The sequence below is a fragment of the uncultured Sulfitobacter sp. genome, assembly GCF_947499945.1.
GTDB lineage: Bacteria > Pseudomonadota > Alphaproteobacteria > Rhodobacterales > Rhodobacteraceae > Sulfitobacter.
The window spans coordinates 414,750-431,475 of the sequence record NZ_CANMQD010000001.1 but is presented as its reverse complement, the minus strand read 5'-3'; the positions used below and the strand labels follow the sequence as shown (position 1 = coordinate 431,475).

16 protein-coding genes are annotated in these 16,726 nt (G+C 57.3%); 12 read left to right on the top strand and 4 right to left on the bottom strand.

What is annotated here, in order from left to right:
* The first annotated feature begins 11 nt into the window (after nucleotides 1–11).
* From dnaG to Q0775_RS02120, 5 genes are all read left to right on the top strand, one after another.
* Nucleotides 12–1,997: a DNA primase gene (dnaG, locus tag Q0775_RS02140; protein ID WP_298857678.1), complete on the top strand. Its 1,986-nt coding sequence runs from the start codon at nucleotides 12–14 to the stop codon at nucleotides 1,995–1,997.
* Nucleotides 1,998–2,170: 173 nt separating this feature from the next.
* Entirely contained in the window at nucleotides 2,171–4,153 is a 1,983-nt protein-coding gene (gene rpoD, locus Q0775_RS02135) for an RNA polymerase sigma factor RpoD (RefSeq protein WP_298857677.1), read from the top strand.
* A 228-nt stretch (nucleotides 4,154–4,381) separates the two neighbouring features.
* Nucleotides 4,382–4,804 (top strand): hypothetical protein, encoded by a 423-nt coding sequence (locus tag Q0775_RS02130; RefSeq protein ID WP_298857676.1) that lies wholly within the window; start codon nucleotides 4,382–4,384, stop codon nucleotides 4,802–4,804.
* A 2-nt stretch (nucleotides 4,805–4,806) separates the two neighbouring features.
* The gene (locus Q0775_RS02125; RefSeq protein ID WP_298857675.1) at nucleotides 4,807–5,205 is read left to right on the top strand and encodes a hypothetical protein; all 399 of its coding nucleotides are present in this window, start codon (nucleotides 4,807–4,809) and stop codon (nucleotides 5,203–5,205) included.
* Nucleotides 5,202–5,606, top strand: a complete 405-nt coding sequence (locus tag Q0775_RS02120; RefSeq protein WP_298857674.1) for a hypothetical protein — start codon at nucleotides 5,202–5,204, stop codon at nucleotides 5,604–5,606. The genes Q0775_RS02125 and Q0775_RS02120 overlap by 4 nt, the downstream gene beginning before the upstream one ends.
* Before the next feature lie 106 nt (nucleotides 5,607–5,712).
* On the opposite strand, the gene Q0775_RS02115 is transcribed toward Q0775_RS02120, so the two are convergent.
* A complete protein-coding gene (locus tag Q0775_RS02115; protein ID WP_298857673.1) occupies nucleotides 5,713–6,384 on the bottom strand; it encodes an SDR family oxidoreductase in 672 nt (223 codons plus the stop codon).
* Between the two features lie 206 nt (nucleotides 6,385–6,590).
* Here Q0775_RS02115 and nrdR point away from each other — a divergent pair, with 206 nt between their 5' ends.
* Together nrdR and ribD are read left to right on the top strand one after the other, a co-directional pair.
* Nucleotides 6,591–7,064, top strand: a complete 474-nt coding sequence (gene nrdR / locus Q0775_RS02110) for a transcriptional regulator NrdR (RefSeq protein WP_298857672.1) — start codon at nucleotides 6,591–6,593, stop codon at nucleotides 7,062–7,064.
* Nucleotides 7,065–7,078: 14 nt separating this feature from the next.
* On the top strand, nucleotides 7,079–8,155 hold the full coding sequence (ribD, locus tag Q0775_RS02105; protein WP_298859904.1) for a bifunctional diaminohydroxyphosphoribosylaminopyrimidine deaminase/5-amino-6-(5-phosphoribosylamino)uracil reductase RibD: 1,077 nt from the start codon (nucleotides 7,079–7,081) through the stop codon (nucleotides 8,153–8,155).
* Here ribD and Q0775_RS02100 read toward each other — a convergent pair whose 3' ends face one another.
* The 3 genes from Q0775_RS02100 to Q0775_RS02090 form a co-directional block, all read right to left on the bottom strand.
* On the bottom strand, nucleotides 8,156–10,132 hold the full coding sequence (locus Q0775_RS02100) for a capsular polysaccharide biosynthesis protein (RefSeq protein WP_298857671.1): 1,977 nt from the start codon (nucleotides 10,130–10,132) through the stop codon (nucleotides 8,156–8,158). It lies immediately after the preceding gene.
* 52 nt (nucleotides 10,133–10,184) lie between these two features.
* Nucleotides 10,185–11,324 carry a polysaccharide biosynthesis/export family protein gene (locus Q0775_RS02095; protein WP_298857670.1) on the bottom strand — a complete coding sequence of 380 codons (1,140 nt, stop codon included), beginning with the start codon at nucleotides 11,322–11,324 and terminating at the stop codon, nucleotides 10,185–10,187.
* Nucleotides 11,325–11,515: 191 nt separating this feature from the next.
* The gene (locus Q0775_RS02090; RefSeq protein ID WP_298857669.1) at nucleotides 11,516–12,808 is read right to left on the bottom strand and encodes a capsular biosynthesis protein; all 1,293 of its coding nucleotides are present in this window, start codon (nucleotides 12,806–12,808) and stop codon (nucleotides 11,516–11,518) included.
* A 102-nt stretch (nucleotides 12,809–12,910) separates the two neighbouring features.
* Between Q0775_RS02090 and Q0775_RS02085 the strand changes: the two genes are divergently transcribed.
* The 5 genes from Q0775_RS02085 to Q0775_RS02065 all read left to right on the top strand — a co-directional run bounded on the left by Q0775_RS02085 (nucleotide 12,911) and on the right by Q0775_RS02065 (nucleotide 16,661).
* A complete protein-coding gene (locus tag Q0775_RS02085) occupies nucleotides 12,911–13,498 on the top strand; it encodes a riboflavin synthase (protein WP_298857668.1) in 588 nt (195 codons plus the stop codon).
* Between the two features lie 79 nt (nucleotides 13,499–13,577).
* Nucleotides 13,578–14,699 carry a 3,4-dihydroxy-2-butanone-4-phosphate synthase gene (ribB, locus tag Q0775_RS02080; RefSeq protein WP_298857667.1) on the top strand — a complete coding sequence of 374 codons (1,122 nt, stop codon included), beginning with the start codon at nucleotides 13,578–13,580 and terminating at the stop codon, nucleotides 14,697–14,699.
* A gap of 5 nt (nucleotides 14,700–14,704) precedes the next feature.
* Entirely contained in the window at nucleotides 14,705–15,256 is a 552-nt protein-coding gene (locus Q0775_RS02075; RefSeq protein WP_298857666.1) for a 6,7-dimethyl-8-ribityllumazine synthase, read from the top strand.
* On the top strand, nucleotides 15,253–15,738 hold the full coding sequence (nusB, locus tag Q0775_RS02070) for a transcription antitermination factor NusB (RefSeq protein WP_298857665.1): 486 nt from the start codon (nucleotides 15,253–15,255) through the stop codon (nucleotides 15,736–15,738). The genes Q0775_RS02075 and nusB overlap by 4 nt, the downstream gene beginning before the upstream one ends.
* A gap of 698 nt (nucleotides 15,739–16,436) precedes the next feature.
* Complete coding sequence (locus Q0775_RS02065) at nucleotides 16,437–16,661, top strand: hypothetical protein (RefSeq protein ID WP_298857664.1); 225 nt, start codon at nucleotides 16,437–16,439, stop codon at nucleotides 16,659–16,661.
* The last annotated feature ends 65 nt before the right edge of the window (nucleotides 16,662–16,726 follow it).

Genomic DNA, 16,726 nt, shown 5'->3' with positions numbered 1-16,726 from the left:
TATTGGTAGGTATGAGTCTTCCTCCCGGTTTCCTTGACGAATTACGCACACGGTCGAGCCTCTCGCAGGTTGTCGGGCGCAAAGTCATGTGGGATGCGCGAAAATCCAATCAGGGCAAGGGCGATATGTGGGCGCCGTGTCCGTTTCATCAGGAAAAATCTGCCAGTTTTCATGTCGATGACCGCAAGGGGTTTTACTACTGCTTTGGCTGTCACGCAAAAGGCGATGCGATCAGTTTCGTACGCGAGACGGAGAATGTGAGCTTCATGGAGGCGGTCGAGATATTGGCTGGTGAAGCGGGTATGCCGATGCCAGAGCGTGATCCGCGTGCCGCCGAGAAGGCGGATGCACGCAAGGATCTGGCTGATGTGATGGAGCTGGCGGTCAAGTGGTTCCGCTTGCAGTTGCGCACGGGGGCAGCGTCGAGTGCGCGGGAGTATCTGGATCGGCGTGGATTGTCTGGCGAGGTGTGTGACCGCTGGGAGATCGGATTTGCGCCTGACAGCTGGCAGGGGTTGTGGGATGCGCTCAAGGGCAAAGATATCCCTGACGATCTAATTATTGGCGCAGGGCTGGCAAAGCCGTCGACCAAGGGCGGCAAGCCCTATGACACGTTTCGCGGACGGATTATGTATCCGATCCGTGATGCGCGGGGGCGTGCGATTGCCTTTGGTGGCCGTGCAATGGACCCTGAGGATAAGGCGAAATACCTCAACTCTCCCGAGACGGAATTATTTGATAAAGGGCGCAGCCTTTACAATGTGAAAGACGCGCGGGTTGCTGCGGGCAAGGGGCTGCCTTTGCTGGTGGCTGAAGGCTATATGGACGTGATCGCGCTGTCAGAAGCGGGGTTCGGTGCATCTGTGGCGCCGCTGGGTACGGCGATTACCGAGAACCAGCTGGCGATGCTGTGGCGGATTTCAGACGAGCCGATTATCACGCTGGATGGCGATACGGCGGGGCAGCGGGCAGCATTACGGCTGATTGATCTGGCGCTGCCATTGTTGGAGGCGGGGCGATCCTTGCGTTTTGCAATGATGCCCGAGGGGCAGGACCCTGATGATCTGCTGAAAGCAAGCGGTGCGGGGGCAGTGCAGACCCTGATTGATGCGGCGGTACCGATGGTGCAACTGCTGTGGAACCGTGAAGTCGAGGGCAAGAATTTCGACAGTCCAGAACGTAAGGCAGCGCTGGACAAAAGCCTGCGCGAGAAGATTATGCTTATTAAAGATCCGAGCATCCGCAGCCACTACGGGCAAGCGATCAAGGATATGCGCTGGCAGTTGTTCCGCTCGAAACCCAGTGGCGGTGGGATGCGTGTCGCGCCGCGCGGCGGCGGTAAGCAATGGGGCCAGTCGTGGGGCACCAAAGCCCCTCAAGGCCCCTCGGCGGGGGCGAAGTCATCGCTGCTGGCGGCATCCGGCAATGACGGCACAACAGAGCATCTGTGCGAGGCGGTTATTCTGGCGGCCTTTGTGACCTGCCCCGAGATCATCGAGGATTTTGAGAGCGGTCTGGAGGGGATGGTTTGTCTAGACCAGACGCACCGGATTTTCCGTGATCTGATGCTGCGACACGTGGGGCAAGGCAGCGATGTGCTCAATGATAAAATTCGCATGGCTTTGGGGCCTGATGCCCTTGAAGATCTGCTGTCGCAGAGCCACGTAAGGCTGACCCCTAGTGTGCGAAATCCCGGCAATGCCGAGGTGGCCCGCATTGCGGTATCGACAGGGCTTGCCCAGCTTGAAGCGGCGCGGGGCCTGAAAGACGAAGTGCAAGATGCAGCAGATGATTTAAGCGGTGAGGCGGACGAGGGACTGACATGGCGGCTTGCGGAGGCAGCGAAAGCTGCTGATATGGCGCTACGGGCTGGTCAGGAAGACAAAGCGGAATATGTTATCGCGGACAACGGCGCACGCCTTGATCGCGAGCAGGTGGCAAATAGCCGGAGTATGTTTGATAAAATCGACTTTTCCAAAGGCGGCAAGAAGCGCTGACTAGGGCGATTTTGGGTGAATTAAGGTAAAGATTTGTGGCGTGGACGTCACCAAATCTCCGCAATTAGCGGAAAAATAAGAATGTCGGGTTTAAGAATCACCTCAAACCCCGCATGATTCGGAATACCGAATCACTGCCGAGTGATTCGCTTAGGGACAGATAGGAGCTTTTTATGGCTGCGAAAGACACCAACGAAGATGCAAAGCGCGACGATCAGGATTCTGGTCACTCGCTGGATATGTCGCAAGCGGCTGTGAAGAAGATGATCGGTGATGCCCGAGAGAAGGGATATATCACCTACGATCAGCTCAACACGGTTCTGCCACCTGATCAGGTGTCCTCCGAACAGATCGAAGACGTGATGTCGATGCTGTCCGAGATGGGCATTAACATCATTGAAGATGAAGACGAAGACGAGGAGAAAGGTGGCACGGATGTTGCCACCACAGATGGCCCCAAAGAGATTGTTTTGGGGTCCGGCACCTCAGAGAAATTGGACCGTACCGACGACCCTGTGCGCATGTACTTGCGCGAGATGGGGTCCGTGGAACTCCTGAGCCGTGAAGGCGAGATTGCGATTGCCAAGCGCATTGAGGCTGGTCGCAATACAATGATCGCGGGCCTGTGCGAGAGCCCTCTGACCTTTCAGGCGATTACCATCTGGCGTGACGAACTTTTGTCCGAGGATATTTTGCTGCGTGATGTGATCGATCTTGAGGCGACATTCGGCACAACGATGGGTGAAGAAGAGACCGTGACACCTGTTGTCCCCGTTGCGGGTGCGCCTGTTGCGGCCAAAACCGACGGCGAGCCAGAGTTGGACGCGGATGGCAATGCGATTGTGGCAGAAGATGACGACGACGATGATGAGGACGAACAGGCCAACATGTCGCTTGCAGCGATGGAAGCGGCACTTAAGCCTCAGGTTCTTGAAGCACTGGACCTGATCGCTGATGATTATGTGAAGCTGAGCCAAATGCAGGACAACCGTATCTCGGCCACGCTGAATGAGGACGGATCCTTCTCGGGCAAGAACGAGGCGGCCTACCAGAAGCTGCGGTCGGAAATTGTGCTGCTGGTTAATGACCTGCACCTCCACAACAACCGTATCGAAGCGTTGATTGACCAGCTCTATGGCATCAACCGCCGCATCATGCAGATCGATAGTGCAATGGTGAAGTTGGCGGATCAGGCGCGCATCAACCGCAAAGAGTTTGTGGATGCCTACCGTGGTCACGAGCTTGACCCCAACTGGATGGAGCGGATGGGCGAAAAGGCTGGTCGTGGCTGGCAGATGTTCATCGAACGCTCCGCCGACAAAGTGACCGAGCTGCGCACCGATATGGCGCAAGTGGGCCAGTATGTAGGTCTGGATATCTCTGAATTCCGCCGCATCGTGCAGCAGGTTCAGAAGGGCGAAAAAGAAGCCCGTCAGGCCAAGAAAGAAATGGTCGAAGCGAACCTGCGTCTGGTTATCTCGATTGCGAAGAAATACACGAACCGTGGTCTGCAATTCCTTGATCTTATTCAGGAAGGTAACATTGGCTTGATGAAAGCGGTCGATAAGTTCGAATATCGCCGTGGCTATAAATTCTCGACCTATGCGACATGGTGGATCCGTCAGGCGATAACACGCTCGATCGCGGATCAGGCGCGAACCATCCGTATTCCGGTGCACATGATCGAGACGATCAACAAACTGGTGCGTACGGGTCGTCAGATGCTGCACGAGATTGGCCGCGAGCCGACGCCGGAAGAATTGGCCGAAAAGCTGCAAATGCCGCTGGAGAAGGTCCGCAAGGTGATGAAAATCGCCAAGGAGCCGATTTCCCTTGAGACGCCGATTGGTGACGAAGAAGATAGCCAGCTGGGTGACTTCATCGAGGACAAGAATGCTGTGCTGCCTTTGGATAGTGCCATTCAGGAGAACCTTAAAGAGACTACGACGCGGGTTCTCGCTTCGCTTACACCACGCGAAGAACGGGTTCTGCGGATGCGTTTTGGCATCGGTATGAACACGGATCACACGCTTGAAGAAGTGGGCCAGCAGTTTAGCGTCACGCGTGAGCGTATCCGTCAGATTGAGGCCAAGGCGCTGCGCAAGCTTAAGCATCCGAGCCGTTCGCGCAAACTGCGCAGTTTCCTCGACCAGTAAGCGGTCGTTATAGGATTAAAGCCCCGCCCGAGCATGCCTCTGGTGGGGCTTTTTCGTTTTGAAGATGTGTTTGGCGGCGGGAAACAATTTTTCGCGAAAAATTGGGCCAGAACTACTAAAATTCTGATGCCGTCGCCGGTGGCGGTAACATGCTGGTCACGCTGCTTTGATTTTGACCTCTGGGCTGCTGCACCTATCTAATGGATACATTCAAAGGAGAAACCTGCCATGCGTCCTCTACTATATGCCGTTGTGCTTGCTGTGGCCACGCCGATTGCGGCTCAGGCCCAAACCTACCGCGCTGTGAATGATCTTGATGTTGTGCCGCTGAGCCGCTCGACCTTCGAAGTGATCGAGGCACGGGGGAAAGGTCCACGCGGCATCTGGTGTGCTGCGGCTGATTATGCCGAGCGGCGGTTGGGAGCAAAGGGGCGTATTTACATCCGTGATGCCCGTGGCCCGTCGCGCAGCGTTGTGGGGCGCAAATCCGTTGTCTTTACGACAAATGCGGCAAATCTCTCGCAAGGGCCGTTTCAGTCCACATCGTTGAACACTTCACAGGTTGGTGTGGGGTTGCCGATTGCGCATGCGATCCAGTTTTGTCGCCCCGATGATTTCGACATTACCGACCGTTTATTAAGAAGGAAGTGAATATGAGACGTTTGTTGATTTGCGGGGCGATTGCCTTGCTCGGGGCTGGTCCTTTGGCTGCGCAGAGTTTTAAAGCGCAAAACGGTGTGACTGTTGTGCCAGTGGCTGGGGGCTTCTTGGTTCAGGGCGATGCGGGTGTGGGTGCGCGGGGCATGTGGTGTGCTGCCGCCGATTATGCGCGCCGCGTTGAGGGTGCACGTGCGCCTCAGCGTCTCTATGTTGCCGAAGGGCGCAAGGGGCGGGGCGGAGTGACTTTCACGCTGGATGCCAATGGGCAAACCCGCACGCCCGTTACCATCGTAGGTCTGACTGTCAGGGATGCAGGTGCAAATATGGGAGTGGGTCATGCGATCGGATTTTGCGCTGATCACAAGTTGCTGCGCTCAGGTAACCGACCATGAGAGCCGTAATCATTGCCGCCATTGTAGCTTTCGCGGGGATCGGTGCTCAGGCCGCCACTTTGGGGGAGGAGGGGCGGTTTGTGATCAATCCCTTGGGCGGTGGCAATTTTGAAGTGATCCGTCTCCAGCAGATGGGCACGTCAGAATTGTGGTGCGCCGCTGCAAGTTATGTCGAAGTGCGGCGCGGGTTGTCCGAGAATACACCGATTTATGTCCGCAACCCCCTCGGGCCTGCGCGCACAGCATCAGGGCGGCAGGGTGTCGTGTTCAGCCTGAGCAATGCGGGTCTTCCTGCCGCGCAGAAGCGAAACACGCTGACTGTTGATGTTGTGGGGGCTATGGTGAAATCGGCCACCGCTCGGCGTTTTTGCCGCGATGCTTTTACGCGCTCGACCAAATAACTTTTCCGCGCCTTGACCCAACTCGGGGCGCGTGGTGGTCGCTTCAGTTTTCCAGAATATCGTTGCGCCGCACACCTGTTTGGCGGCGGCGCGTTCTTAACTCGGATTAGTTGGTTGGTGCGATGTAGATTTCGCGGACGTTTGCACGCTGATCTGCGTTCAGCGCAAAGACCATAGCGTTAGCGATATCCTCGGGCTTAAGTTTGTCAGGTTTTGGGCTGTCAAAGAAACCTGTGTCAACCATACCAGGGGAGATGACCATACATCGGCCACCCCATTCTGCCATCTCTTGGGCCAAGTTTCCCGCGAAACCGTGAATGAACCATTTCGTGGCACCGTAGACCGACCCTTTGAGGTGGTTTCGACCTGCCATGGAGCCTGTGACGAGGAACTGTCCTTTGACGGGCTTGAGGTGCGGCAGGGCCGCGTGGGCGGTGTAGAGCGCCCCTTTTATGTTGAGATCAACCATGCCGTCCCAATCTTCGGGGTCGCCTTCTTGAATGCCTGCACCAGCTGATCCGCGACCTGCGTTGGCGAATGCAGCATCAATGCTGCCAAACTTGTCTTTGAGCTTGGCCAGTGCGTCCTTTTGATCGTCGAGTTTTGTTGCGTCGCCTGTCAGGACCAGTGCCTGATCGCCAATGTCGGCGGCGATTTTTTCCAGATCATCGGTGCTGCGGGCGAAGAGGCCGACGTTCCAACCTGCTTTTGCAGCTGCTTTTGCGGTGGCTTCGCCGATCCCGCTGGAGGCGCCGGTGATAAAGAGTGTCTTACCCATAATGCTATCCTTTTACTGTGTTCACGGTCCAACGCCCCACCTAGGTAAAAAGGTCCATCCTATAAAGCTGGGAAAGGGAAGCGGGATTTCTAAATGTTGGGGTTAAAATCGGTACTACCCAAAACCTATGGGTTCGCCTATACCTGTGGATAAGTGGGGCGGTGATCCCACAATAGAGGCGGATCAGGAACAAGGGGACACAGCCAATGCGCTGCCCATTTTGCGGAAATGTAGATACACAAGTTAAAGACAGCCGACCGGCGGAGGATCATGTATCCATTCGCCGCAGACGGTTTTGCCCTGCCTGCGGCGGGCGTTTTACCACATATGAGCGTGTGCAGTTGCGCGACCTGGTGGTGATCAAGACATCGGGCAAGCGCGAGGACTTTGACCGCGACAAACTGGAACGCTCCATTCGTATTTCAATGCAAAAGCGCCCGATCGAGCCCGAGCGCATTGACCAGATGATCAGTGGCATTGTTCGCCGGTTGGAGAGCATGGGCGAGACGGATGTCGGCTCCAAGCAGATTGGCGAGATCGTGATGGAAGCGTTGGCGCGGATTGATACCGTAGCTTATGTGCGTTTTGCGAGCGTATACAAGAACTTCCAGCAGGCGGACGACTTTGACAAGTTCGTCGCTGAATTGCGCCCTGACACACCTCCCGAAACCGAGAGTTGAGCGATACACGCTACATGGCCCTCGCGCTGTCCTTGGGGCGGCGCGGGTTAGGCAACACGTGGCCCAACCCAGCGGTGGGCTGTGTAGTTGTGTCGGATGGACTGATTGTGGGGCGCGGTTGGACTGCGCCCTCTGGTCGGCCCCATGCGGAGACACAGGCCTTGGCCCAAGCAGGGGCTGCTGGGCGTGGGGCGGACGTATTTGTGACATTGGAGCCTTGTGCGCATCAGGGCCAGACACCGCCCTGTGCTAGTGCATTAATTGATGCGGGCGTTGCGCGGGTTGTTGTTGCCGCTGGTGACAGTGACGATCGCGTTGCAGGGCGTGGTATTGCTATGTTGCGTGATGCGGGTATCGAAGTTGTGACGGGGGTTCTCGAAGCGCAGGCCCGTCACGACAACATCGGGTTTTTCAGTCGTGTGGAGCAGGGTCGACCCATGATCACGCTCAAGCTGGCGTCATCCTTTGACGGGCGGATCGCCACGGCGACGGGTGAGAGCCAGTGGATCACACAAGGTCCTGCGCGACGTGCGGTGCACGGGATGCGGGCCAATCATGATGCTGTGATGGTCGGCGGCGGTACTGTGCGTGCCGATGATCCTACGCTGAATGTGCGTGATTTGGGTGTTGCGCGGCAGCCTGCGCGGGTTGTTGTGTCGCGGCGGTTGGATATTCCGTTAACGGGAAAGCTGGCGCAGACGGTGGGCGATGTGCCGCTGATCCTGTGTCATGGGGCGGATGCGCCTGATGCGTTGATTGATGCGTGGCGCGGAATGGGGGCGGTTATGCTGCCTTGTCGCGCGTCTGCGGCACAGTTGGATATGGGCGATGTGTTGCAGCAGTTGGGTGCGCATGGGCTGACGCGGGTGTTCTCCGAAGGAGGGTCTGCTATGGCGGCGAGCCTGCTGCGGGCGGATCTGGTGGATCATTTGGTCGGGTTTACGGCAGGTGTTGTGATTGGAGCCGAGGGTTTGGCGGGGATTGGTCCGATGGGTCTGCAGCGCTTGGGTGCCGCTCCGCGATTTGATCTTGTGGAGACGCGAAGTGTGGGGCCTGATGTGCTGCACCGTTGGGTGCGTACTCGCGGCTAGCTACTTGCGCCAGATATGCGCGTAGCGGGCAAATATGCTTTGCAACTTTGAGACGATGCGGTTGCGGCGGCTGGGGGCGGGGACGTCGTTTTCGCTAAGCCGCAGGACGGCGATCTCTGCGGGGCAAGGCTGGTTGGTTTTTGGATCATAGTAGCGCGGGTAGTCGATGAGGGTGGCGTGGGCCAAGCCTTCGATTGTGGGTGTGGCGCGGCGGCGCGGCGGCACGTCGGAGCGGTCAGTGGTGAGGCCCCAGCCTGCATAGAACGGTGCGCCATAGGTGGTGACGGGGATGCCACGTATGAGGGCCTCGAATCCGATGAGCGACGTCATGGTATGCACTTCGTTCACCTGTGCCAAAAGGGCGGCAGGGTCGGTATTCGTGATGATTTGGGTGGCTTTCGACGGGTCGGTGAGCGCACCGCTCCGTAGGCCTGCTTCCACATCGGGATGGGGTTTATATAGGATGATGGCGTCGGGATGCGCTTCGCGGACGGCGTCGAGGAGTGCTTGGTTTGTGGTGATGTCGCTGGTGCCGAACTTGATGGAGGCGTCATCGGCGACTTGGCCGCAGACAAGGATGCGGTGGCCATCGGGGAGCGCTTCGGGCGGGTTGCCCGTGTTGTATTTGCTGAGGCCTGCGTCGATTAGGGAGCGGACGAGACGCGCGGCGCGGAATTCCTGGTCGAGGCGCGGTGTGGCGCGTTGTTCGATTAGTTTTTCGAGCCGTGAAGGGCGCGCGGGATCGTAGTAGATGCCAAGATCGTCGGTGACTAGCGAGAGGGGGGGGACAAGGGATGCGCCAAGGCCGCGCGAACGGATGAAGCCGTCCTCAACACGGGTGATGCCCCTGCCACCGCTGTCGATTTTACCTGCCCATGCCATTTGGGGGCGGTCTGATATGTCGGCGAGGTGGTCGGCGAAAGTCAGCGGCGTGTAGGCACCATAAATTTTCTGCAGGTGCGGGCGTTTCCAGACGCTCATGCCGACAGCGGCCCAGCCGTGGCGGTCTTCGCGCCAGCTGCGCGCTTGGGCCTCCAGCGTGTCGATTACGACTTCGAGCGTGGTGAGGGTGTCGCGGTAGGGGTCGTACCAGCGGGGATAGAGGATCATCGCGGCGGCGAAGAGTTGGGCGCGGGTGAGTTTACGCTGGCGGCGCTGGACCTCGAAGGCGTCATCGGTCAGGCCCCAGCCAGCGTAGAAAGGCTGGCCGAAAACGCGGGGTTTGTGGCCTGCAAAGATCGCCTCGAACCCTAGGCCAGAGGAGACAGTGTAAACGCCGAGTGCGCCCTCGAAGAGGGTGTACGGGCTGATCGGGTCTGTGAGGAATGAAATGCGCTCGTTCATGTCGCTGTCGCGGAAGTAGCCTTTGCGGTGACCTGCGGCAGTTTCGGGATGGGTTTTGACGAGGATGCGTGCGCCGGGGTGTTCCTCTTGGGCGTAGTAGAGCATTTCGAGAAAGCGTGCACGGTCTGCGCCTGAGGCGGTGACAGAAGCATCGCCTTCGGTTTGATCGATGACCACGACATAGCCTGCTTCCGGGGGGGGCGTGTCCAGCGGAATGGCGGCGTATTTGCTCAGGTGAGCCTCTTGGAGCCTTGCGATGCAGGTGCGGGCGCGATTCAGGAGGGCAGTATCGTCTAAGGGGTGTGTGGCCAGCAAGATTTCGAGGTCTGAAGGTATGGACGGGTCGAAATGTACGGCGCGGTGGTCAATAAAGAGCCCAAGGGGTGGCTCTCCATCGCGGCCGGGGAAAAGGGAACGCAAGAGGGCATCCTCAACCCGGACAATGGGAGCATCGCGTGCCTCGGCCACCCCTTCGCCACGATGCGCGGTGGGGGAGTTGCCCCAGACTGCTACGGAATCGCCCTTCTGCGTTGGTAGGCCCACATGGATGGAGTAGCCCGACAGTTGCAGGATGCGGCGGATGCGTCCTTGGGTCAGGAAGCCGCCATTATACACAAAAAGCCGCCGGTTCATTTCGGAACCGGCGGCGTTTGAATTGTATGTTTCAGGACCAAGGCCCAATGGCTTAGCCACTAGACCCGGGTGCGAGGGCTGCGATGCTGCCCGCCGAGCTTGCCGTGCCTGTGATGGCAGTGATGACTTTGCTCCACTGGGTGAACGGTGCTTCAGTAACATAGAGCGTGTCGCCATCACGGATCACAAAGTCACGCGCCATGAACATGCCGTTCGGTTCCGTAAGGTTGAGCACGTAAACCATGCGCTGGGTGCCTTCCAGATCGTTGCGGCCCAGGACTTGCTCTGCCACTTCTTCAGGTTCGTTACGGAGCACGAAGACGCCAGTCGGGTCTGCGGAGGCAGCAAGCAGACCTCCCACTTGGGCAATTGCTTCAATGGCGGAGAGATTTTGTGTCTCGAACGCGACACGGGCCTGAGAGCCTGTTGCACCAAGGGCTGTAAAGGAGCGCGTGTCTTGTTCCACAAGAATTTTGTCTCCGCCGCGTAGGGCGATGTCGAGTTCTGGATGCTTGTAGAGGTCTTCGAACCATATTTTACCACGCGCTTTGCCACGGATTACGGTGATCTGTGCAATTTCGGGGGCGATGGTAATGCCGCCTGATCGTGCCAGCATGGTGGCGAGTGAACGGGTGGGGCGCTCGATCGGGTAGACGCCTTGGGCGCCAATAGCACCCACAAGCGATACGGTGGAGCCGTCACCTGCCGCGCGGCGCACTTCGACCTGTGGGTCGGGCGTTTGGTCGGCCAATTTGTTGGTGATGATGCGGCGGATCGCTTCGGGTGAGTTGCCTGCAGCACGGATGCGGCCCGCGTAGGGGATAAAGATGAACCCGTCGCCGTCCACTTGCACTTCTTCAAGAGTAGCAGGGGCGCCTTCGGTGCCGAGCAAGCTGTCGTCGACATTCTCGTAAACAGTGATGCCGAGGACATCGCCTGCCCGGATTGTGTCAGAGCCAAGCGTGGACGCGTTCTTGAACGCATTGGAGAAGCCCAAGGCCGGCACCACTGCGGTAGCGCGGGTCACCCGGTCATTCACTGAGACCACAAATGCATCGCCTTCGCGCTGCACCGAGCCTGCAAAAATCTGACGTTTGTTAGGACCTACCTGCGGCAATCCGCAAGAGGCCAGTACGGCACAAGCCGCAACTGCTGCGATGGGGTGCGCCCACCGGATTCTAAGGGTTTTCACTGCCCGGTCTCCTCGACCTATGTTCTGCCTCAAATCGCCGATTGTTTCGACGTATTAGCGCTGAGCGTAGCGGAGTTATTCCGCAAAATCTACTCGGGCGTGGGTGGAAGAGGGGGGGATACGAAAAATGTGTGGCATTGCTGCCGCGATAGGGGGCTAAGTTTGCGATGTACCACAAGGGGTTGTGGTGACTAGTTCACAAGCCGCAACTGCTGGCGTGGCGGAGCGGTGCCTGAATCGAGCGCTTCATAGGGGTCATCGGGGCCGAGCATCATATCAACGACCTGCCGCATGAGTTGTCGGCGGCCACGTGCCGAGTAAAAACCGCCCGGCAGCTGGCTTGTCTCCAGAAGGTAGCGGCGGAAATCTTTGTAGGCTTTGTTGTCGGGGCGCGTGGCAGTCTGGAAAAACTCTGGCAGGGGCTGCTCCGAGACAAATTCGGGCTTGGCATAGACCGCGCGGCCAAACACCTTGAGCGGTATGCCACGCCACAGGACCTGTTGGCCAGCGGTGGAGTTTACCGTTACGGCAGTGCGGGCGTCATTTAGAAGTTGGGCCAGTTTGCCGCCACGCACGAAATGTACGCGTTTGCTCACGCCATGCAGTTTCGCGAGACGTTTGATATCGCGGCGCACAGGCACGCGGCCATCTTCCAGCGGATGCGCTTTGACCACAAGGTGGTGGTGTTGCGGCGCCCCTTTGGCGAAACCAGTGATCACTTCGTCGAGGAAGTCGGTCATGGTGTCGAATGGCGAGTGCATCTGAAACGAGCTGTCATGCTCTAGCTGCAACAGGGCCAGATGATAAGGAAAGCCGCTTAGCCGAATGCGCAGGGTGGCAAGGCGCCGCTCGATCCCTTGGATGGGCATCAGCAGCAGACGTTTTACATAGAGCGCGAATTCAGCAGTGACGGGCAGGTCGCGATGGGGGCGGAAATTGCGATAGTCGCCGTTCCTGAACATCACAAACCAATGATAGAGTGCACCGTAGAAGACGTGTTGGCGCATGTCGCCCCAATGACCGGGGGGCAGGGGGGCCTCCATATCGGATTTGGCGAGGGCTTTTTGCATGTCCTCAATGCTCATCTCCATCAGGCGAGAGTTGCCGTTGGTGCCGCCGCGCTCATACGTAACCCAATAGGGGCGCATGTAGCCTTCCTCGAACACATGTACGGTGAGGCCACGTTTGCGTGCTTCCTCAACAGCTTGGGCGTGGATTGGGCGGGTGTCGCCATAAAGAACGATGTCGGTGACGGATTTCTCGTCGAGCAAGGATTTGAAAGTGTCCGGCCATGCATCGGCAGTTCCGCGATAGGGGATGTAGGTGCGTGGATGGAACCAGAAGGCGCGGTCGCCTGCGTTGAAACCGACGCGCCAAACATCTGCCCCTGCCGTCCGCAGCATCTTGCCCAGACGGTTGAAGAAGGGACCATGCGGCCCTTGCAGGAACAAAAATACCCGATGATCGGGGGCGTGCGGCGTCATGATGCGCTTTCTTTGGTTGCTCTTCGGGTTATTTAGACAGAAAACATGGGCGAAACTATGGCTTTGCGCCGTGGCATTTAATGTAGATCAAAGGGGACCGCGATGTTCACGGGGATTATCACAGATATCGGCACCATAACCGAGTTGACGCAAGAGGGCGATCTGCGGGCCCGCATCGCCTGCGGCTATGACACCAGCGGCATTGATATGGGTGCCTCGATTGCCAGTGATGGTGTGTGTCTGACGGTCGTGGACCTTGGACCTGACTGGTACGAAGTGCAGGTGAGCCGCGAGACAGTGGATATGACGAACCTTGGTGACTGGAAGCAAGGACGGCGTGTGAACCTTGAGCGGGCCTTGCGGGTGGGTGACGAGTTGGGCGGGCATATTGTGTCGGGTCATGTGGACGGTGTGGCCGAAGTGGTCGCCATGCGGGATGAAGGTGACAGTACGCGGGTGACATTGCGCGCGCCTGAAGCCTTGGCGCGGTTTATTGCGCCCAAAGGATCTGTTGCGTTGAACGGGACATCGCTCACGGTGAATGAAGTGGATGGCTGTGATTTCGGGATTAACTTTATTCCCCATACCAAGGTGTCGACCACATGGGGCGATACTGCCGTCGGTGATCGTGTGAACCTCGAGATCGACACACTTGCGCGTTATGTGGCGCGGCTTGCTGAGATGTCCTGAGGATTTGTGACGCAGCGGTTGCTCTGGTCTTGTAGGCTTTGGTGGGCTAGGCGTGAAGTGATATTTAAAGGAGCCTGCCATGAGCTTTGAGACACCTGGTCCGGTTGAGGCTGAACTTGCCAATGCCATTTCCCCCATTGAAGATGTGATTGCGGCCTGCGCTGCGGGCGAGATGTATATTCTGGTGGATCATGAGGACCGCGAGAACGAGGGCGATTTCATCATCGCGGCCGAGCATGCGGACGGGGCGGCCATCAACTTTATGGCGACGCACGGGCGCGGATTGATCTGTTTGCCGATGACGCAGGCGCGTGTGGATACGCTTGAGCTGCCGATGATGGCGACGAACAACTCCTCGCGCCACGAGACAGCGTTCACCGTGAGCATCGAAGCGCGTGAGGGAGTGACCACAGGTATCTCTGCTGGCGACCGTGCGCTGACGGTGGCTGTGGCGATTGACGAGAATAACGGTGCGGCCGATATCGCGACACCAGGCCACGTGTTCCCATTGCGTGCGCGCGATGGTGGTGTGTTGGTGCGGGCAGGGCATACAGAAGCGTCTGTTGATATCAGCCGTTTGGCGGGCAAGCATCCTTCGGCAGTGATTTGCGAGATTATGAAGCCTGATGGGACTATGGCGCGGCTGCCCGATCTGGTGACGATTGCCTCCGAGCATGGCATGAAGATTGGCACGATCAGCGACCTGATCGCCTACCGCAACAAGCACGATAATATGCTGGTGCAGCGTGACGATCGCATGGTGGCCTCGGCATACGGCGGCGAATGGCGGATGCGTGTGTTTGAAGACCAGATTTCTGGCACGGACCATGTGGTGCTGAGCAAAGGCGAGATTGGCGACGGGGCACCTGTTTTGACGCGGACCCATGCGTTGAACGCTTTGGAAGACGTGCTGGGGCTGGGGACCAAGGCCCCTGACGAGCTGCCGCGTGCGATGAAACTGATAGCGACAGAGGGCCGAGGGGCAGTGTTGCTGTTCCGTGAGCCGAACCCGCGTCTGCGACTGGATAAAGACGACGATGCGCCGCGCACGATCAAGCGCACAGGGCTGGGCGCGCAAATCCTCGCGTCCTTGGGCGTGCATGAACTTGTGCTGCTGACAGATAACCCGCAAACGAAATATACAGGTCTTGAAGCCTATAACCTCAAGATCGTGGGCAGCCGCCCGATCACCAAGGAGTAAGTCCCATGGCCGCATCGCTTGAGCATACTGTATTGCCTGCGCCAGAGTTCGATAAGCCTGTTAAGGTGCTGATTGTGGTGTCCCCTTATTATAGCGACATTGCGGCGGGATTGCTGACGGGGGCGAAGGCCGCGTTGGAAGCAGCTGGGGCGACCTATGATGTGGTTGAGATGCCGGGTGCCTTGGAAATACCGACTGCGATTGGGATATCTGATCGTCGCACCAACTTTGACGGGTTTGTCGCCCTTGGCTGTGTGATCCGTGGTGAGACAACGCATTATGAGACGGTGTGCAACGATAGCAGCCGTGCGCTGCAACTGCTGGGGCTGCAAGGTTTGTGCATCGGCAATGGCATCCTGACAGTCGAGAATAAGGCGCAGGCGGATGTACGCGCCGACCCAGAGGGCCAGAACAAAGGGGGCGGGGCGGCATTGGCGGCCTTGCATCTTATCGCACTGGCTCGTAAGTGGTCCTCCACACCATCGGGCATCGGGTTCAAGCCACAGGGCGAGGATACGTTGATGGCCGGAGATACGGACGGAAACACCACCGCATGACTGCTTCACGCACCGATAACATGACTGGCAATATGAAGCGCAAGATGCGCTCGGCGGCACGGCTTTATGCGGTGCAGGCGTTGTTCCAGATGGAGCATTCCAATCTGACAATTGATAAAGTGCGGCTTGAATTCCTCGACCACCGTTTTGGCGATTATATGGACGGGGAAGAGATGTTGGAGGGCGATGAGGCCCACTTTACACGTGTCCTTGAGGATGCTGTGACCCATCAAGCAGTGATCGACCAGATGACTGACCGTGCTTTGGTCGCGAAATGGCCAATTGGGCGGATTGACCCGACCTTGCGCGCATTATTTCGTGCCGCAGGGGCCGAATTTCGGGATGAGGAAACGCCGCCAAAGGTGGTAATTTCGGAATACCTTGATCTTGCAGCAGCATTTTTCCCTGATGGGAAAGAAGCGCGTTTTGTGAATGCAGTGCTGGATCATATAGCCCGTGAGGCGCGGCCCGAGGCGTTCTAGCGCTCTCTTCTTACGTTGCAATTATTCATATTTTAAATGGTGTTAAAGCAGCCTGTTGCGATGGGACTGCTTGTTTTTACGCGCTTGTTGCAAGCATTTGAAAAGGTTGGACCGCGTCTCCATTAACCTTACGTTAACTATATGTGTGCGAATTTGCACAGAAGTTTTAGGTCACACAGTAGTAGTGAGCAGGATGTATTTGTTGAGGAGCAACTTATGAAGCTTGCACAGCGAGGGGCGATCTGCTTTGAAATTTATAAAGTGGCAGAAAATAGTCTATAGTTGGTAGTTTTCAGTGCCGGCAGGTCGATTTGAATTATTGGCAACTGACCAAAATACACCCAGGTAACGAGGTGTTGTGATTTCGCAACGGTAAGCTTGGATGTTTCCGCGACGTCAATTTTTGACAAGAGCATTGGGGCAGTGTGCGTTTTTGTAGTGTTTGAGTTGATAACCTATTGAAATTTAACCTGTGTAGCGGATGGCGTTTCAGTTTTTGCACTCCGAGGTTGGAAAATTCTGCCTCCAGTTACAAAAACTAACGTCGAATGCCCCGAGAATAAAATACTCGGAATGGGTGAAAATTTATTGCAGTGTCCCAGTCTGACAGTACCACTTACAGTTGTTCTTCGAAGTTTTGTTTCGCAGAGTATAGGGGTGCGGTGGTTGTGTTTTTTGTAAGAGTATTCTTGTTTTTAATGTCACGGCAGGCTGATGATGTTGGCCCGTCAACTGTGGTTGACACGTCGCGTCCTGTGGGACGTCGCCACCGCGCCCCATCCATGCCCCAGCAGCCAGAATATGCGCCAAGTGTGCAGTCCGCCGAGCAGATGCCGCGGGAGCCAGAGCATTTTGACGAGGCAGATCTTGTGACCCGTGAAGAGATCGTAAAGCTATTCGGAAACGCTTTACGCGTCCGCTAGGGGCGGTATTCTAATATTTTCAGATGCTTAAGTAGTGTGTGACGGGACCGCCGTTGCCGGGTCGG

Excerpts from the sequence above, each read along its gene's own strand:
- nusB (WP_298857665.1), top strand. The coding sequence starts at position 15,253 with ATGACTGCTTCACGCACCGATAACATGACTGGCAATATGAAGCGCAAG.
- Q0775_RS02130 (WP_298857676.1), top strand. The coding sequence starts at position 4,382 with ATGCGTCCTCTACTATATGCCGTTGTGCTTGCTGTGGCCACGCCGATT.
- Q0775_RS02090 (WP_298857669.1), bottom strand. The coding sequence starts at position 12,808 with ATGACGCCGCACGCCCCCGATCATCGGGTATTTTTGTTCCTGCAAGGG.
- ribD (WP_298859904.1), top strand. The coding sequence starts at position 7,079 with ATGGCCCTCGCGCTGTCCTTGGGGCGGCGCGGGTTAGGCAACACGTGG.
- nrdR (WP_298857672.1), top strand. The coding sequence starts at position 6,591 with ATGCGCTGCCCATTTTGCGGAAATGTAGATACACAAGTTAAAGACAGC.
- rpoD (WP_298857677.1), top strand. The coding sequence starts at position 2,171 with ATGGCTGCGAAAGACACCAACGAAGATGCAAAGCGCGACGATCAGGAT.
- Q0775_RS02120 (WP_298857674.1), top strand. The coding sequence starts at position 5,202 with ATGAGAGCCGTAATCATTGCCGCCATTGTAGCTTTCGCGGGGATCGGT.
- ribB (WP_298857667.1), top strand. The coding sequence starts at position 13,578 with ATGAGCTTTGAGACACCTGGTCCGGTTGAGGCTGAACTTGCCAATGCC.
- Q0775_RS02085 (WP_298857668.1), top strand. The coding sequence starts at position 12,911 with ATGTTCACGGGGATTATCACAGATATCGGCACCATAACCGAGTTGACG.
- dnaG (WP_298857678.1), top strand. The coding sequence starts at position 12 with ATGAGTCTTCCTCCCGGTTTCCTTGACGAATTACGCACACGGTCGAGC.
- Q0775_RS02075 (WP_298857666.1), top strand. The coding sequence starts at position 14,705 with ATGGCCGCATCGCTTGAGCATACTGTATTGCCTGCGCCAGAGTTCGAT.
- Q0775_RS02125 (WP_298857675.1), top strand. The coding sequence starts at position 4,807 with ATGAGACGTTTGTTGATTTGCGGGGCGATTGCCTTGCTCGGGGCTGGT.
- Q0775_RS02065 (WP_298857664.1), top strand. The coding sequence starts at position 16,437 with ATGTCACGGCAGGCTGATGATGTTGGCCCGTCAACTGTGGTTGACACG.
- Q0775_RS02100 (WP_298857671.1), bottom strand. The coding sequence starts at position 10,132 with ATGAACCGGCGGCTTTTTGTGTATAATGGCGGCTTCCTGACCCAAGGA.
- Q0775_RS02115 (WP_298857673.1), bottom strand. The coding sequence starts at position 6,384 with ATGGGTAAGACACTCTTTATCACCGGCGCCTCCAGCGGGATCGGCGAA.